The organism is Mycolicibacterium arcueilense, assembly GCF_058536225.1.
Window position 1 is genome coordinate 164,702 of record NZ_JBZTYL010000011.1, and the last position, 16,692, is coordinate 181,393.

16 protein-coding genes and 1 pseudogene are annotated in these 16,692 nt (G+C 66.6%); 9 read left to right on the forward strand and 8 right to left on the reverse strand.

The features are described from left to right. Nucleotides 1-7 precede the first annotated feature (7 nt). Nucleotides 8-1,855 (forward strand): amino acid permease, encoded by a 1,848-nt coding sequence (locus tag AC4LGL_RS17395; RefSeq protein ID WP_491839856.1) that lies wholly within the window; start codon nt 8-10, stop codon nt 1,853-1,855. Beyond that, nucleotides 1,852-2,739, forward strand: coding sequence for a universal stress protein (locus tag AC4LGL_RS17400; RefSeq protein ID WP_491839857.1), 888 nt, complete (start codon nt 1,852-1,854; stop codon nt 2,737-2,739). Before AC4LGL_RS17395 ends, AC4LGL_RS17400 begins: the two co-directional genes overlap by 4 nt. Here AC4LGL_RS17400 and AC4LGL_RS17405 read toward each other — a convergent pair. Beyond that, a complete protein-coding gene (locus AC4LGL_RS17405) occupies nt 2,736-3,500 on the reverse strand; it encodes an HNH endonuclease family protein (RefSeq protein ID WP_491839858.1) in 765 nt (254 codons plus the stop codon). The two genes, AC4LGL_RS17400 and AC4LGL_RS17405, sit on opposite strands and share 4 nt — an antisense overlap. A gap of 63 nt (nt 3,501-3,563) precedes the next feature. Here AC4LGL_RS17405 and AC4LGL_RS17410 point away from each other — a divergent pair, with 63 nt between their 5' ends. The 3 genes from AC4LGL_RS17410 (at nt 3,564) to mscL (ending at nt 5,222) form a co-directional block, all read left to right on the forward strand. Then, nucleotides 3,564-3,887 (forward strand): FmdB family zinc ribbon protein, encoded by a 324-nt coding sequence (locus AC4LGL_RS17410; RefSeq protein WP_491839859.1) that lies wholly within the window; start codon nt 3,564-3,566, stop codon nt 3,885-3,887. 69 nt (nt 3,888-3,956) lie between these two features. Next, entirely contained in the window at nt 3,957-4,616 is a 660-nt protein-coding gene (locus AC4LGL_RS17415) for an SAF domain-containing protein (RefSeq protein ID WP_491839860.1), read from the forward strand. 135 nt (nt 4,617-4,751) lie between these two features. After that, nucleotides 4,752-5,222 carry a large-conductance mechanosensitive channel protein MscL gene (mscL, locus tag AC4LGL_RS17420; RefSeq protein WP_491839861.1) on the forward strand — a complete coding sequence of 157 codons (471 nt, stop codon included), beginning with the start codon at nt 4,752-4,754 and terminating at the stop codon, nt 5,220-5,222. Nucleotides 5,223-5,298: 76 nt separating this feature from the next. On the opposite strand, the gene mspA is transcribed toward mscL, so the two are convergent. The 7 genes from mspA to rpmF form a co-directional block, all read right to left on the reverse strand. Beyond that, nucleotides 5,299-5,934: a porin MspA gene (gene mspA / locus AC4LGL_RS17425; protein ID WP_055117054.1), complete on the reverse strand. Its 636-nt coding sequence runs from the start codon at nt 5,932-5,934 to the stop codon at nt 5,299-5,301. A 387-nt stretch (nt 5,935-6,321) separates the two neighbouring features. Beyond that, nucleotides 6,322-6,480 (reverse strand): hypothetical protein, encoded by a 159-nt coding sequence (locus AC4LGL_RS17430; RefSeq protein ID WP_088304888.1) that lies wholly within the window; start codon nt 6,478-6,480, stop codon nt 6,322-6,324. 145 nt (nt 6,481-6,625) lie between these two features. Then, on the reverse strand, nt 6,626-7,177 hold the full coding sequence (locus AC4LGL_RS17435) for a MogA/MoaB family molybdenum cofactor biosynthesis protein (RefSeq protein WP_370693121.1): 552 nt from the start codon (nt 7,175-7,177) through the stop codon (nt 6,626-6,628). Nucleotides 7,178-7,200: 23 nt separating this feature from the next. Next, nucleotides 7,201-8,607, reverse strand: a complete 1,407-nt coding sequence (locus AC4LGL_RS17440) for a S1C family serine protease (protein ID WP_491839862.1) — start codon at nt 8,605-8,607, stop codon at nt 7,201-7,203. A gap of 195 nt (nt 8,608-8,802) precedes the next feature. Further along, complete coding sequence (locus AC4LGL_RS17445; protein ID WP_491839935.1) at nt 8,803-10,266, reverse strand: HAMP domain-containing sensor histidine kinase; 1,464 nt, start codon at nt 10,264-10,266, stop codon at nt 8,803-8,805. A gap of 41 nt (nt 10,267-10,307) precedes the next feature. Next, complete coding sequence (locus AC4LGL_RS17450; protein WP_055117058.1) at nt 10,308-10,994, reverse strand: response regulator transcription factor; 687 nt, start codon at nt 10,992-10,994, stop codon at nt 10,308-10,310. Nucleotides 10,995-11,140: 146 nt separating this feature from the next. After that, entirely contained in the window at nt 11,141-11,314 is a 174-nt protein-coding gene (gene rpmF, locus AC4LGL_RS17455; protein WP_044521728.1) for a 50S ribosomal protein L32, read from the reverse strand. Nucleotides 11,315-11,606: 292 nt separating this feature from the next. On the opposite strand from rpmF, the pseudogene AC4LGL_RS17460 reads away from it, so the two are divergent. From AC4LGL_RS17460 to AC4LGL_RS17475, 4 genes and pseudogenes are all read left to right on the forward strand, one after another. Then, a pseudogene (locus AC4LGL_RS17460) lies at nt 11,607-12,092 on the forward strand (hypothetical protein); the annotation flags it as partial. 120 nt (nt 12,093-12,212) lie between these two features. Further along, nucleotides 12,213-13,907, forward strand: coding sequence for an acyclic terpene utilization AtuA family protein (locus tag AC4LGL_RS17465; RefSeq protein WP_491839863.1), 1,695 nt, complete (start codon nt 12,213-12,215; stop codon nt 13,905-13,907). Nucleotides 13,908-13,912: 5 nt separating this feature from the next. Further along, nucleotides 13,913-15,055, forward strand: a complete 1,143-nt coding sequence (locus AC4LGL_RS17470; RefSeq protein ID WP_491839936.1) for an acyl-CoA dehydrogenase family protein — start codon at nt 13,913-13,915, stop codon at nt 15,053-15,055. After that, nucleotides 15,052-16,647, forward strand: a complete 1,596-nt coding sequence (locus AC4LGL_RS17475) for an acyl-CoA carboxylase subunit beta (RefSeq protein WP_491839864.1) — start codon at nt 15,052-15,054, stop codon at nt 16,645-16,647. The genes AC4LGL_RS17470 and AC4LGL_RS17475 overlap by 4 nt, the downstream gene beginning before the upstream one ends. Nucleotides 16,648-16,692 lie beyond the last annotated feature (45 nt).

Genomic DNA, 16,692 nt, shown 5'->3' on the forward strand with positions numbered 1-16,692 from the left:
TACGCAAATGGGTGAAACACCCGCATTGAAGAAGGCACTCAGTCAGCGACAGTTGACGATGATCGCCATCGGCGGCGTGATCGGCGCCGGCCTGTTCGTCGGCTCCGGGGTGGTGATCGGTGCTACCGGACCCGGATCGTTCATCACCTATGCGCTGGCCGGGGTCTTGGTCATCATGGTGATGCGGATGCTGGCCGAGATGGCGGTGGCCAATCCGTCGACCGGATCGTTCGCCGATTACGCGCGCAACTCGCTGGGCAACTGGGCGGGGTTCTCGGTCGGCTGGCTCTACTGGTACTTCTGGGTGATCGTCGTCGGCTTCGAAGCGATCGCGGGCGCCAAGATCATCCAATTCTGGGTGGATGTCCCTATCTGGCTGACCGCACTGCTCCTGTTGGTCGCGATGACAGCCACCAATCTGTTCTCGGTGTCGTCCTTCGGCGAGTTCGAGTACTGGTTCGCCGGCATCAAGGTGGCGGCGATCCTGGCGTTCATCGGTTTGGGCGCGCTCTTCGTCTTCGGGCTGTGGCCGAACAAGGACATGGACTTCTCGAACCTGACCTCGCACGGCGGGTTCTTCCCCATGGGCGCAATGGCTGTCACCGTCGGCGTGGTGACGGTGATCTTCTCGATGGTCGGTGCGGAGATCGCCACCATCGCCGCCGCCGAGTCCGCGAACCCGGAGCGGGCCGTGGCCAAGGCCGCCAACTCGGTCATCATGCGTATCGCGATCTTCTTCGTCGGCTCGTCATTCCTGATCACGACGATCCTGCCGTGGGACCACTTCAAGAAGGACGCCGCGGGCAACGTCGCGTCGCCGTTCGTCTCGGTGTTCACCGAGATGGGTATCCCCTACGCCGACCACATCATGAATGCGGTGGTCCTCACCGCGGTGCTGAGCTGTCTGAACTCCGGGATGTACACCGCGTCGCGCATGCTGTTCGTGCTGGCCGCCCGGCGCGAGGCACCGCCGCAGTTGGTCGCGGTGACCCGGCGCGGGGTCCCGGCCCCGGCGATCCTGACCTCGTCGGTGATCGGCTTCCTGTGCGTGATCGCCGCGGCGTTCTGGCCGGACACCATCTTCGCGTTCCTGCTGAATTCCAGTGGCGCGGTGATCCTGTTCGTCTACCTGCTCATCTGCATCTCGCAGATCGTGCTGCGCTACCGCACCTCGTCGGACCAGCTCAAGGTGAAGATGTGGCTGTTCCCGGTGCTGTCGATACTCACTGCCGCGGCCATCTTCGCCATCCTGATCCAGATGTACGTGCAGGGCGGGGACAACCGGAAGGCCCTGACACTGAGCGTGGCGTCGTGGGTGGTGGTGATCCTGCTGTTCCTGGCCAACCGTTGGTTCATCGGGCACCGGCCCGAGGTGGCCGGTGTGGCCCCGGCGGCCGGGGCCGCCCCTCCGCATCGAGTGTTGGTGCTGGCCAACGAAACCGTCGAATCCAACGAACTGCTCGACGAGTTGCGCCGCATCGGCGCGGACCGCGATGCCCTTTATCAGGTGGTGGTGCCGGCCAGTCCGATCGACACCGGGGTGGCCGCCACCCACGGCCCGCTCGACATCACCGAAGCCACTACCCGCGCGGCCCAGCGTCGCCTCGATCAGATGCTGAGCACGCTGCGCTCCGAACAGTTACAGGCCGACGGCGAGTTGGGTGACTATCGTCCGCTACGGGCACTGGCTCACGCCGTCGAGGCGTTCCGGCCCGACCAGATCGTGATTTCGACTCTGCCGCCGGAGGATTCGGTGTGGCACCGGTTCGAGGTCGTCGACCGCGCCCGCGCCGACTACCAGATCCCGGTGACCCATGTGGTGTCGCGAGCCCGTACCCAGGAGCACGCGTCGTGACCATCCTCGCCGCCTTCAGCGCGAGCCGGCACAGCAGTGCACCGCTGAACCTGGCGATTCAGATCGCCCGCACCACCGGCGAGCAGGTGATCGCCGCGGCAGTGGTGGAACGGTCATGGGCGGCACGCGACGACATGGTCGAGGGCGAGTATCTGGCTTACGTTCGCGGGCAGGCCACCCAGGCGTTGCAACGCGCGGTCGCCGTCCTGCCCATCGATCTCGACGTCACGCCGGTGGTACACGAATCCACCTCGATCCCAACGGGTTTGATCGAACTTGCCGATGCCCACCGGGCGACCATGGTGTGCGTCGGCTCCTCCTCGTCGGGCATGCTCGGCCGGGTCGCGCTGGGCAGCGTCACCGAACGTCTGGTGCACACCGCCCGGGTGCCGGTCGCGTTCGCGCCGCGCGGGTACGCCCAGAATGACGGACGCATCACCCGGCTCACCGCGGCCTACGGCGGGGAGGCCGACGTCAACGGCCTCATCCCGGCCACCGCCGAGCTCGCGGCGTCATGGCAGGCCAAGCTACGCATCGTCTCGTTCACGGTCCGCAACACCGCGGCGTTCGCCGGCACCATCGAGACCTCGGCCGAGGAGTTGGTGGTGCAGCAGTGGTCCCGCCGGACCATCGCCGAGATCACCAAACAGCTCAAGGCCATTCGTGACCGGATGGCCGTTCCCGACGTCGACGTGGTGGTGGGTGCGGGTCACGATTGGAATGCCGCGGTGCAGAGCATCGGGTGGGACACCGGAGACATGCTGGTGCTGGGTTCGGGTGCGGCCGCCCCGACGGCCCAGGTGTTCCTCGGCTCGGCGGCGGGCAAGATCCTGCGCCGCTCGCCGGTTCCGGTGATGATCGCGCCGAGCTACCGCCGCGCCTAGCAGTTGTCGAGCACCGCCGCCATGGCGCGCTTCTCTTTCGCCGAGACCCACAGCTGATAGGCGGCTTTCACCTCGACCTGGCGCGCCACGAACTCACAACGAAACGCCACGTTGGGCGGGAGCCAGCCGGCCGCGTCACGGAAGGCCTTGTCGAAGTTGGGTTGCGCGCCGACCGCGATCAGGTTGCGCGGATCGTTTGCGAAGTCCTTGCGCCGCTGCGGGTCCCAAGAGCGCGCGCCTTTGTACCAAGCGTCCGACAGGGATACGAGATGGTCGATCTGCACCGTGCCGGAGGTATCGGGGCCGCGGGTGAACGCGATCTCGACGCCGGTGTAGGGATCGTGCAGGACACCGGTGGCCGCGTAGCAGGTGCCAGGCCGGACTGCCAGTTGAGCCAGATCGCGGCGAAGGATGTCGTCGCGGGTGTTGCAGCCGTTGTGGCCGAACTCGACGTTGACGTCGTCGCTCCAGGCCTCACCGAAGCGGTACCGGGCGTAGTCGGTGTCGCGGTCCCAGCCCTTGACCGGCAGCCCCGCCAACAGCGTGCGGGCCCGGTCATAGCCGGGCGTCCGCTGCGCCGGCGCCAAGCCTGTCGTCGGGGGCGGTGCCGGGTGCGCGGCGGAGCCGTCGACCGGCGTCGCCGCCTGCATGCGGGCCACCACGAGCGCGGCCAGTACCACCAGGATTACCGCCACCACGAGCAGGACCGCTAATCTTCCGGTGCGCCGGCGCCTGCGGCCCGCGGGAATGACATGGCCCACGTAGCGGTTCTAGCACTTGAGCCGGTAGAGTGCTAACAAGTTTGACCAACTCGGAGGGTTTTCGTGCCTACCTATTCCTACGCGTGCACTGAGTGCGGCAATCGGTTCGACGCGGTGCAGGCCTTCAGCGACGATGCGTTGACCACCTGCCCCAAGTGCTCCGGCAAGCTGCGCAAGCTCTTCGGTTCGGTCGGCGTGGTGTTCAAGGGCAGCGGCTTCTACCGCACCGACAACCGCGAGTCGGGCAAGAGCTCGTCCAACGGCGCACCGGCCAAGAGCTCGGAGAGCTCGTCCTCGGACTCGTCGTCCTCCTCTTCGTCGAGCAGTTCTTCGGACAGTTCGTCGAGCAGCTCCAGCGCCGCCCCCGCCGCGGCCGCCTCCAGCTAGCCTCCGAGTTATCCACAGGGCGGCGAAGACGCCGTTCCCACCCGGCCGCCGCGCGCTTACCGTGGCGCCATGGCCGAATCCCTCAACCCGCCACCCTGGCGTCGGCTGACTGCTGCCCGGCCTGATTGGACCCGAACCGTGGCCGCGCGCCGCGCCGCGGCAGCCGGCCTGGTGATTCTGGCGGCCATTGCCGCGTTTCGCTCCGATCCGCACGGCGACTACGCCGAGGTCGCGGTGGCAGCACACGACTTGTCCCCAGGTGTCGCGTTGACCGCCGCCGACGTACGCCTGGAGCGGCACAGCACGGCCACGGTGCCCGACGGCGCCCAGAGTGACGTGACACCGATGATCGGCGCGACACTAACTGCCCCGGCCCGTCGCGGCGAGGTGATCACCGATGTCCGGCTGCTCGGATCGCGGTTGGCCGAAACGGCAGCGGGCCCGGATGCCCGCATCGTGCCGGTGAAACTCAACGACACCGCGTTGCTGGATCTGATCCGCCCCGGCGACATCGTCGATGTGCTGACGGTGACTGCCGATCCCGATGACAAGGGCCCCGCCCGGCCGGTCGTGGTGGCCGCAGGAGCCGTAGTGGTGCTCGTTTCGGAGAAGGCCCGCGGAGCGGGCGTGGGTAGCGACCGGGTGGCACTGGTAGCGCTACCGGCCCGCCCGGCCAATGAAGTGGCGGCCACCAGCCTGGTGCAGGCGCTGACACTGACCATCCACTGAACTCGGTTTCCCTTGCCAGACAAGGCAGTTCACACGTGTCGAAGTTGTTGTCCCACAATCACCCAGCCGTTCGGCCAACTCCGTTACTGTTTGCTTGTCCCATTTAACAACCCACACTGCAGGAAGGGTCCCCGCATGTTGAAGGGCTTCAAAGAGTTTCTCTCCCGCGGCAATGTCATCGATCTTGCGGTTGCTGTGGTCATCGGCGCCGCCTTCACCGGCTTGGTCACCTCGTTCACCGAGAAGGTCGTTCAGCCGCTGGTCGACCGGATCGGCGCCGGCGGCGATCGTCAATACGGCTTCCTCAAGATCTCGTTGGGCGGCACCCCCGAACAGTTCGTCGACTTCAACGCGGTGCTGTCGGCATTCATCAACTTCCTGATCGTCGCCGCGGTGATCTACTTCGTGATCGTCCTGCCGTACAAGAAGCTGCGCGAGCGCGGCGAGGTGGAACAGGCCCAGGACACCGAATTGAGCATCCTGACCGAGATCCGCGACCTGCTGGCCGAAAACGGCAGCGTCGACACCGGCAAGCACGTCACCGGCCCCGGCACCGGCCCGAGCCCCGACACCGCCAAGCACACGAGCGCCGACCGCGACAAGTAGACACCCGAACACAAAAGCAGCCCCTGGATTTCCCAGGGGCTGCTTTGTTGAGGCCTAGAACTGGACGTTCATGTGCTCAGTTCATGTTCCAGGGCTCGCCGTAGGTGGTGACGCTGTCACCGGTCGAGGCGATGAGGCGGGCGAACGGACGCAGCAGCACACCACCGGCCGCGCCGGTCACGGTGCCGTGTGCGTTGGACACCGCCACACCACCGGCGGGACCCTTGACGTCCACCGAGAAGGTGGCGACTTCCTGGATGCCGGGGCCGTTGCCCAGGTCCGCGCTGATCGACACACCCGGGAACAGGTTCGGGGTGATGACGGACTCCAGGCCGAAGGGCGGGCCGGTGATGTCACCATCGTCGATCAGGATGTTGGGGGTCGTGTACGAGAAGTTGATCCCGACACCCAGCGACCAGGGGAAGCCGATCTGGTAGCCCAGCTCCAAGGTGCCCTCGAAGTCATCGGCACCCGGGCCGGCGACGGTGTACTTGGCGCGGCCGGAATGGAACCACTCGCGGGTCAGCCGGTTGCGGTCCAGCGGGAACACACCATTGAGGAAGGTGTCCCACTGCTGAACGGTCAGGGTCCGATCCTGACCATCAACCAGGCTCAGTTCATTATCCAGCCCCGCATGAGAAACGCCCGTGCTCGTAAACAACGCCGCGATAGCTGCAACTAACGCGACCAGCACCCGACTGAATGCCTTCATGTTCTCCCTAGCTATATCGCCGGTGCTCCCGGAGGCCCACCGTTTTGTGGTTGGCGTCCCGGCCCCCGCAGACCGTACCGCCGCGCAAGACCAACATGTGATGCGGATTAGGAACTCCACACGTTGCTCTTACTTAATGCTCATCGTTGACACGAGGAACATAACGGCAGTGCATCCGGGCGGCAACGCAAGCACATATCCGTGGGGCTGCATACGTTCAATCGATCAAAATTTGCTGAAAGCCGACTGGGAGATGGCGCACAAGGTCGTGGTGCTGCAAGTTGGCCCGCATGGCAATGCTGTGACGCCGTTCGCCTTGGTAACGAGGTGAGGTCCAGACCACATCGCTCGGCAGGGTTTTCCTGCCCTTACAAGCCGCTCACCTTTTCATCGATGATGGGGCGGAATGTTGTTCTGCAGCCACCGGTCGCGGTCGGCATCGTCGTCCGGCGAAGCGGTGTCGCGTTCGTCGGGGGCGATGTCCGGGAGGGCCTCGCCGAAGATCTTGTTAACTGCGTGACGGGACATTTTGTTCGCTTCCGGCATCACGATTCCCCTTTGTGACTAAGATCACATTCCAAGTCGGGCGCTGTGCAACGGTCGTTAACCTGCTCTTAACCAGCATGAACGCTGAGTGCGACATTCGCCAACAAACGGAAACGGCGGCCGATGGCCGCCGTTTCGCTTGCGTTCAGATCTCCAAACTTGATAACTGGCCGATCACCTGCGCAGCCAGTGGCCCGAGGGTGGCCATGCCGTCGCGCACCGCTGCACGGGACCCGGCGATGTTCACCACCAGCGTGCTGCCCGAGACTCCGCACAGCCCGCGCGACAGGCCTGCGTCAACGATGCCTGCGGAGAGGCCCGATGCGCGCAACGCCTCGGCGATGCCCAGCAGCTCGCGGTCGAGGATGTCGAGGGTGGCTTCCGGCGTCACGTCGCGCGGTGTCACCCCCGTACCACCGACCGACACCACCAGATCGACGCCGCCGATCACCGCGGTGTTCAGCGCGTTGCGGATCTCGACTTCGTCCGCGGCCACGACCACGACCCCGTCGACGACGAAACCGGCCTCACCCAACAACTCTGTGACCAACGGACCGCTGTGGTCTTCCTCGCCGTGTGCGGTGCGATCATCGACGACGACGACGAGCGCCCGGCCCACCAACTCCCCTGGCTGTTCCATGCCTGCAACCGTATATCCGGCAGCAGACAACGGTGTAGCCAGACGCAGTGTGGCCATTCCGCCGGGCCCGGTCAGCGTGCTCACTGCTCGGCCCTGCCGAGGGTGACCTCGATTGTCTGCGGCTTGCCGCCCGGGTCGAGGAAGGTCAGCGTGACCTTGTCGCCGGGGGCCTTGGACCGCACCGCGGCGACGAGCGCGTCAGCGCTGCCGATCACCCGTTCGTCGACCTTCGTGACCACCACCCCGCTGGGCAGACCCGCTGCCGCCGCGGCTCCACCGTTGGTGACCTCGACGATCTTGGCGCCGTCGCTGGTGGTGTCATTGCTGACCTGCACACCCAGCGACGCGTGCGAGGCCGTCCCGTTCTGGATCAGCTCATCGGCGATCCGCTTGGCCTGGTCCACCGGGATCGCGAAGCCAAGGCCGATCGACCCGCTCTGCGCCTGCGGCGAATCCCCACCCATGGTGGCGATCGCCGAGTTGATCCCGACCAGTTCACCGTTCATGTTGACCAGGGCGCCACCGGAGTTACCCGGGTTGATCGCAGCGTCGGTCTGGATGGCGTCGAGCACGGTGTTCTGGTTGCGGGCGTCGCCGCCGGCGGCGACCGGGCGGTTCAGCGCGCTGACGATGCCGGTGGTGACCGTGCCTTCGAGACCGAGCGGCGAACCGACCGCCACCACATCCTGACCCACCCGCAGGTTGGCCGAAGAGCCGAGCGTGATGGGGGTCAGGCCCGAGACGTCCTGTGCGCGTACCACCGCGATGTCACTGCTCGGGTCGGTACCCACGACGGTGAACGACTTTGTGGTCCCGTCGGAGAACGTCACCTTGGTCTGGGCGCCGGCCGGCGCCGGCGCCCCGCCCGGTACCGGCGCGGGTCCGGGCCCGCCCGGCTTCGCGGCCTGCACGACGTGGTTGTTGGTCAGGATGAGGCCGTCGGCGGTGAGGATGATGCCGGAGCCCTCCTCGGACGCGCGACCCAGGTCGGTCTCGAGCTTGACCACACTCGGCACGACCTTGGCCGCCACCTGCTCCACCGAGCCCGGCGGCAGGGCCGCGGCGGGGACGGTCGGTGCGGCGCCGAGGCCCTGCGTGCCCAGACGCGGGTGGTCGTCGTGCACGAAGGTTGCGACACCGCCACCGATGCCTGCCGACACCACGGCCACGGCGAGCGCGCCGGTCAATACGCCGGTCATGGACCGCTTCTTCGCCGGGACGGGCTGCGGACCGGCCGGAATCCGGTACGGGTCATAAGGCGCGCGATAGGCCTGGGGCTGCGGCTGATGCTGCGGCGTCTGGTGTTGCTGCGTCTGGTGCGATTGCTGCGGGGGCGGCAGTTGTTGCTGCTGCTGCGACGGCTGCTGACGCGCGTAGCGCCAGTCGTAGGGCTGTGACTGGTAAGGATCAGGACGCGCACCGGCGTATCCGGGGGCGCCGCCGGGATGCTGCTCCGGCTGCTGGGGGTACCTCGGGTGGTTCGTCATTTGTGCTGCGTGCTCTTCTCTTGTAAAAGGTCCGCCGGCCAGTCACGCCGATCCGGTCCGACCCGTATGTCCAACCCTCGTGTCCGTCACTTCGTCAAACGAAGTCGTAGCCACTCAGGTTGCCCAGATGGGCTGAGAATCCACTTAGAGATTTCTGGTCCATCCATGACTGGTCCCCCGACCGCCTCAACTGTCTCACTTTTTCTCCGCGCCGACGGTGTGCCCACCACCGACCGGGTGCACGTGTGTCGCATCGGCATTCGAGATCGGCTGCCCTGGCAGCACCATGTGAAACGAAGCCCCCGGTGGGGTGCCACCCGGCACGGTCTCGTCGATGTGCAGGGCGCCGCCGTGCTTGAGCACCACCTGCTGGACGATAGCCAATCCGAGGCCGGATCCCGGCATCGCCCTGGCCGCATCGGATCGGTAGAACCGCTCGAACACAAGCGCGCGTTCCTGCGGAGGGATACCGGGCCCGTGATCGGAGACCACCAGCTCGGCGTGTGTCGGATCGATCTGGCGCAACCGGACACCGACGCGCCCACCGGCCGGACTCCACTTGGCGGCGTTGTCGAGCAGGTTGAGCACGGCGCGGCCGAGTCCGGGTGCATCGCCGAACACCTGCCAGCCGATGACATCGACGTCGAAGTCGATGTCATTGCGACGCCGCCGGACCCGCTCCAGGCTGCGGTCGACGACCTCGGACATGTCGACCGGTTCCGGGGTGATGCCGCCCGCATCGTCGCGGGTGAGGTCGACGAGGTCGCCGACCAGGGTGGAGAGCTCCTCGATCTGGGCGATCACGTCCTGCTGTAGCCCGTCCATCTCGTCTCTGGGCAGGGGCGGCGCCCCAGGCGCCTGCGAGGCCATCAACAGTTCGACATTGGTGCGCAGCGAGGTCAGCGGCGTTCTCAGCTCATGCCCGGCGTCGGAGACCAGCCGGGACTGCCGTTCCCTCGATTCGGCCAGCGCCCGCAACATCATGTTGAACGCCTCGGTGAGCCGGGCGAGCTCGTCGCTGCCGACCACCGGGATGGGCCGCAGGTCGTCGGTGCGGGCCACCCGCTCCGCGGCTTCGGTGAGTCTGCCCACCGGTCTGAGCCCGGCTCGCGCCACCGCTCCACCGGCCATGGCCGCCACTGCCACGCCGACACCTCCGACGATGAGCAGCACCGTGCCCAGACGTCTCAGCACTTGGACAGTGGGCGCCAGGCTCTTCGAGATCAGCAGGGAGCTGCCGTTGGCCAGGTGCACCGCGAGCACCCGCTGGTGGTTGGCGGTGCGCAGGGACATCAGCAGCTCGCCCGAGATGACATCCTTCTCGGCCTTGCCCAGCGGCAGCATCTGGCCCTGCTGGTTGGCCGTGTAGATGGACCGGCCCGGGATCACCAGCATCGCGTTGACATCGGAGTACGCGGTGCCCTCGATTGCCTTGCCGGGGTCGGCCGCCAGCGATCCGCTCTCGATGAGCAGCCGGGCGCGGCTGTGCAGCTGGTTGTCGAGATCGTCGTAGAGCGCGCGGGACACCACGGCGTAGACGGCGACGGCCATCAGCACGACCACCATGGCCACCATCGACATCGCCAGCATCATCACGCGCCAGCGCAATGACAGTGAGCTGGTGTTTCGTAGGACGGCGGCGGGCCGCCCAATGTACATCGGGGTAGTGCGACCGTCGTTGTCGTTCAGCGCCATCAAAATCAGGGGGGTGTTTCGCGCAGCACGTAGCCGACGCCGCGCACGGTGTGGATCAGTCGAATCTCGCCTTCGGCCTCGGTCTTGCGCCGCAGGTAGCCGATGTAGACCTCAAGCGCATTGCCGGAGGTCGGGAAGTCGAAGCCCCAGACCTCTTCGAGGATGCGGCTGCGGGTGAGCACCCGGCGGGGGTTGGCGATGAGCATTTCCAGCAGCGAGAACTCGGTGCGGGTGAGGCTGATCTGACGCTGGCCGCGGGTCACCTCGCGGGTCACCGGGTCCAGGGTCAGGTCCGAGAACGACATCTTCTGCGAATCGGCGCCGTCGTCGCTGACGGTCCGGCGCAGCAACGCCCGCATCCGCGCCAGCAGCTCCTCGAGCGCAAACGGCTTGGGCAGGTAGTCATCCGCGCCGGCGTCCAACCCGGCGACCCGCTCAGAGACCGAGTCGCGGGCCGTCAGCACCAGGATCGGCAGGTCGTCGCCGGTGCTACGGAGCTGCCGGCACACCTCCAGGCCGTCCAGCCGCGGCATCATCACGTCCAAAACCACAGCGTCGGGCCGGTCATTGGAAATCGCCTCGAGCGCTTCGACCCCATCTTGGGCGAGCTCGACCGAATATCCGTTGAAAGAAAGCGACCGGCGCAGGGATTCGCGCACAGCGCGATCGTCGTCCACGACAAGTATGCGCACAGCCACAGTTTCAACCCGCTATCTGAGAGTGGGCTGAGAGGCGCGCCGCGAATTCGCCGAGGGTTTTTGTGAGCCCCGAACAACCCTGAGCACGACAAAAAGCGCTATCGCAAGCGATAGCGCTTTTTGAGTAAGTGCTTGCGGGTCTAGCGCTTGTCGAGGTCGACCAGACCGAGACGGGCGGCCTTGAGCAGACGGCGCGGCACCTTGTGCTGCTGACCGGCGACACTGACGCCGACGAGACCGGTGGCCTCGGCCTTCCACTGCGCGCGCCGGCTACGGGTGTTCGCGCGCGACATTCTGCGCTTGGGCACAGCCATGACGTGCATCTCCTTGCTCTGGGTTGTTGCCGCGCGAATCGAAATGAGCTCACCGGCGGCGACGATTAGGTACAGAGTAACGGTTGACCTGGCGCTCCTCCAAAACGCAGCTCCACGGCCCTGCGCCGAGCGCTCCGCGGCCGTTACACCGAGCGCTCCGCGTCCCTTCCGCCGAGATTGATGTCAGGGACAACAACGGGCCGGTTCTGTCCCTCACCTCAATCTCGATGGCATGTCGGTGTGGGGTGCGAGCATGCCGCAATGACGGCGGTGGCAAGGGTGTTCATCGGCAGCGAAGCGTTGGCCGAAGGTGATCGCCGGGTTCGCCGCATCCGCGCTGCACGGGGCTTCCTACGTCGATGCCGACATCCCGATCGAACTCATCTGGCGCAACGGCCGCCCACCCAGCGGATTGATCGTGCGCAACGAGACGCTCGCCGACGACGAGATCAAACGAGTGGTCGGACTGCCGGTGACCATACCGGTGCGGACGGCGTTCGACCTGGGCCGTCACCTCCCACGCGATGACGCCGTCGCCCGCATCGACGCTTTGGCGTGGACACTCCAGGTCACCGCCGACGACGGCATCTTCCACCAGTCGGACCGCAGGCGTTATGTGCAGGACCAGAAGACCCTACGGAAGCTGGAGGCCATGGGCTGGATCGTCATCCGCGTGATCGCCGAGGACAACATCGTCGACGTCCTCGCGCGGGTCGAGCAGGCGCTGCGCAGCCGCGGCTGGCATCCAGACTGCGTTCAGGGACAAATCGCCGCTTGATTCCGTCCCTGGATGCAATCTGGTGGGTGGACCCCGGGCCGGACACCCCTTGACGTGGTACCGGCGGTACCCGCTAACCTACCGGTTGGTTGGTCCCTTTCAGCGTTGACGGGAGTACGTGTGCCACCAGTAGTACGGATCGGCAACTGTTCGGGGTTCTACGGCGACCGGCTGTCTGCCATGCACGACATGCTCGCCGGCGGGGAGCTGGACTATCTGACCGGTGATTATCTCGCCGAGCTCACCATGCTGATCCTGGCCCGTGACCGGGCCAAGAATCCCGAGCGCGGCTACGCCAAGACCTTCCTGACCCAGCTCGAGCAGTCACTGGGGCTGGCACTGGAGAAGGGCGTGAAGATCGTGGCCAACGCCGGCGGGCTGAACCCCGCGGGACTGGCCGTCGCCATCCGGGCCCTGGCCGAGCGGCTGGGTCTCGACGTCAACGTCGCCCACGTCGAGGGCGACGACCTCGTGGGTCGCGCTTCCGAACTCGGCCTCGGCACTCCCCTCGCCGCCAATGCCTACCTGGGCGCGTGGGGCATCGTCGACTGCCTGAATTCCGGCGCCGACGTCGTGGTCACCGGCCGGGTGACGGACGCGTCGGTGATCGTCGGGCCCGCGGCCGCGCACTTCGGTTGGAAAACCACCGATTACGACGCACTCGCCGGGGCGGTGGCCGCCGGTCACGTGATCGAGTGCGGCACCCAGGCCACCGGTGGCAACTACTCGTTCTTCTCCGAAATCCCAGATCTGGCCCGGCCCGGGTTCCCCATCGCCGAGATCTCCGCCGACGGCTCTTCGGTGATCACCAAACACGCCGGCACCGGCGGGCAGGTCAGCGTCGGCACGGTCACCGCGCAGCTGCTCTACGAGATCACCGGCGCCCGCTACGCCAATCCGGATGTGACGCTGCGGGTGGACTCGGTGCAGTTGAGTCAGGACGGCGAAGACCGCGTTCGAATTTCCAACGTGACCGGCGAGGCGCCGCCCCCGACGCTCAAGGTGTCGTGCAACAGCATCGGCGGCTTCCGCAACGCGGCCACCTTCGTGTTGACCGGTCTGGACATCGAGGCCAAGGCGCAGCTGATCCGCAGCCAGTTGGAGGCCGGGATCAAGGTCCGGCCGGCCGAGCTGGAGTGGAACCTGGCCCGCACCGACCATCCCGACGCCGATACCGAGGAAGCCGCCAGCGCCCTGCTGCACTGTGTGGTCCGTGACCCCGACCCCAACCTCGTCGGCCGCCAATTCTCGGCGGCAGGAGTGGAACTCGCGCTGGCGAGCTACCCGGGCTTCACCACCACGGCGCCGCCCGGCGACGGTCAGATATACGGCGTGTTCGTACCCGGCTATGTCGACGCCACCGAGGTTCCGCACATCGCCGTGCATCCCGACGGCACCCGGATCGGCATCGCTCCGGCCGCCGAAACACTTGCGCTGGCACCGGTTTCCGACCCAGCCCTGCCCGAGGAACTCCCCGCAGGCCCCACCCGGCGCGCCGCACTCGGCACGATCGCAGGCGCGCGCAGCGGCGACAAGGGCGGGTCGGCCAACGTCGGGGTCTGGGTGCGGACCGACGAGCAGTGGCGCTGGCTGGCCCACGCCCTGACGGTCGAGCGGCTTCGTGAACTGCTGCCCGAGACAGCCGATCTTCCGGTCAGCCGGCATCTGCTGCCCAATCTGCGGGCCGTGAACTTTGTGATCGAAGGCATCCTCGGCCAGGGCGTCGCATATCAGGCCCGGTTCGATCCACAGGCCAAAGGGCTGGGCGAATGGTTGCGCAGCCGTCATCTCGATATCCCGGAAAGGTTGCTGTGACCGGCATCTGGAATACCCCCGAACGCGAATCGCTGCGCAAGACGGTGCGTAGTTTCGCCGAGCGTGAGGTGCTGCCCCACGCCGCCGAATGGGAACGCACCGGCGAACTCCCGCGCGAGCTGCACCGCAAGGCCGGCGAGGCCGGACTGCTCGGAGCCAATTTCCCCGAGTCCGTCGGCGGTGGCGGCGGCGACGGGGCCGACGCGTTGATCATCTGCGAGGAAATGCATTACGCCGGCTCGCCCGGCGGCGTGTTCGCCTCGCTGTTCACCTGCGGTATCGCGGTGCCCCACATGATCGCCTCGGGTGACGAGCGGCTGATCGAGACCTATGTGAAGCCCACGCTGCGCGGGGATCTCATCGGGTCGTTGGCCATCACCGAACCCGGCGGCGGCTCCGACGTCGGGCACCTCACCACCCGCGCAGTTCGAGACGGCGATGACTACATCCTCAACGGCGCCAAGACCTACATCACCTCGGGTGTCCGCGCGGATTACGTCGTCACGGCGTCGCGCACCGGCGGACCGGGCGCGGCAGGCGTCTCACTGATCGTGGTGGACAAGAACACCCCGGGCTTTGAGGTCACCCGCAAGCTGGACAAGATGGGTTGGCGTTCAAGCGATACCGCCGAGCTGTCCTACAGCGACGTGCGGGTGCCGGTGGCCAACCTGATCGGCGCGGAGAACTCCGGCTTCCTGCAGATCGCCGCGGCGTTCGTCTCCGAGCGGGTGGGCCTGGCCGTGCAGGCCTATGCCAGTGCGCAGCGCTGCCTGGACCTGACCGTGCAGTGGTGCCGCGACCGCGAGACATTCGGCAAGCCACTGATCGCCCGGCAGTCGGTGCAGAACACGCTGTCCGAGATGGCCCGCCGGATCGATGTGGCCCGGATCTACACGCGCCATGTGGTCGAGCGCCAGCTCGCCGGTGAAGACAATCTGATCACCGAGGTGTGCTTCGCCAAGAACACCGCGGTCGAGACCGGCGAGTGGGTGGCGAATCAAGCCGTGCAGTTGTTCGGCGGGATGGGCTATATGGCCGAATCCGAGGTCGAACGTCAGTACCGTGACATGCGCATCCTGGGCATCGGCGGTGGTACCACCGAGATCCTGACCTCGTTGGCCGCAAAGACATTGGGGTTCCAGTCGTGACCACACTGAAGTCCACCATCGACCCCCGCTCCCCCGGGTTCACCGAAGCCGCAGAGGTGATGGCCACCAAGCTGGCCGAGCTCGACACCGAGCACGCCAAGGCCCTGGCCGGTGGCGGGCCCAAGTACGTCGACCGCCATCACGGCCGCGGCAAGCTCACCGCCCGTGAGCGCGTCGAGCTGCTGCTCGATCCGGATGCACCGTTTCTGGAGCTCAGCCCGTTGGCCGCGTGGGGCAGTGATTTCACCGTGGGCGCCAGCGTCGTCTGCGGCTTCGGCGCCGTCGAGGGTGTCGAGTGCCTGATCGTCGCCAACGATCCGACGGTCAAGGGCGGCACCAGCAACCCCTGGACCCTCAAGAAGATCTTGCGCGCCAACCAGATCGCGATGGAGAACCGGCTTCCGGTGATCTCCCTCGTCGAGTCCGGCGGCGCCGACCTGCCGACGCAGAAGGAGATCTTCATCCCGGGCGGGCAGATGTTCCGCGACCTCACCCGCCTGTCGGCGGCGGGGATCCCCACGATCTCGCTGGTATTCGGCAACTCGACGGCCGGCGGTGCGTACATCCCTGGCATGTCCGACCACGTGGTAATGATCAAGGAACGCTCCAAGGTGTTCCTGGCCGGTCCGCCGCTGGTCAAGATGGCCACCGGGGAAGAGTCCGACGACGAGTCGCTGGGTGGGGCCGAGATGCACTCCCGCACTTCGGGTCTGGGTGACTACCTGGCCAACGACGAGCTCGACGCCATCCGGATCGGCCGCCGGATCGTGGCTCGGTTGAACTGGCGCAAGAAGGGACCGGTTCCCGCACCGGTCGTCGAGCCGCTGTTCGACCCGGAGGAGCTCATCGGCATCGTTCCCGCCGACCTGCGCATCCCGTTCGACCCGCGCGATGTGATCGCCCGCATCGTCGACGGCTCGGACTTCGACGAGTTCAAGCCGTTGTACGGGTCGTCCCTGGTGACGGGGTGGGCCACGCTGCACGGCTACCCGATCGGCATCCTGGCCAACGCCCGTGGCGTGCTGTTCAGCGAGGAGTCGCAGAAGGCCACCCAGTTCATCCAGCTGGCCAACCGGTCCGACACCCCACTTCTGTTCCTGCACAACACCACCGGCTACATGGTGGGTAAGCAGTACGAAGAGGGCGGCATGATCAAGCACGGCTCGATGATGATCAATGCGGTGTCCAATTCGACGGTGCCGCACATCTCGCTGCTGCTCGGCGCCTCCTACGGCGCGGGCCACTACGGCATGTGCGGGCGCGCATATGACCCGCGGTTCCTGTTCGCCTGGCCGTCGTCCAAGTCCGCGGTGATGGGCGGCACGCAGCTTGCCGGCGTGCTCTCGATCGTCAGCCGCGCCGCCGCCGAGGCCCGCGGGCAGGCGGTCGACGAGGCCGCCGACGCGGCGCTGCGGGCAGCGGTCGAGGCCCAGATCGAGGCGGAGTCGCTGCCGATGTTCCTGTCCGGCCGGCTCTACGACGACGGAGTGATCGATCCTCGCGACACCCGCACGGTGCTGGGAATGTGCCTGTCCGCCATCGCCAATGCCCCGATCGAGGGGACGTCGAACTTCGGCGTCTTCAGGATGTGAGGCCTGTCATGACCACCTTGTGCGCCGAGACTACGCATTCTGACG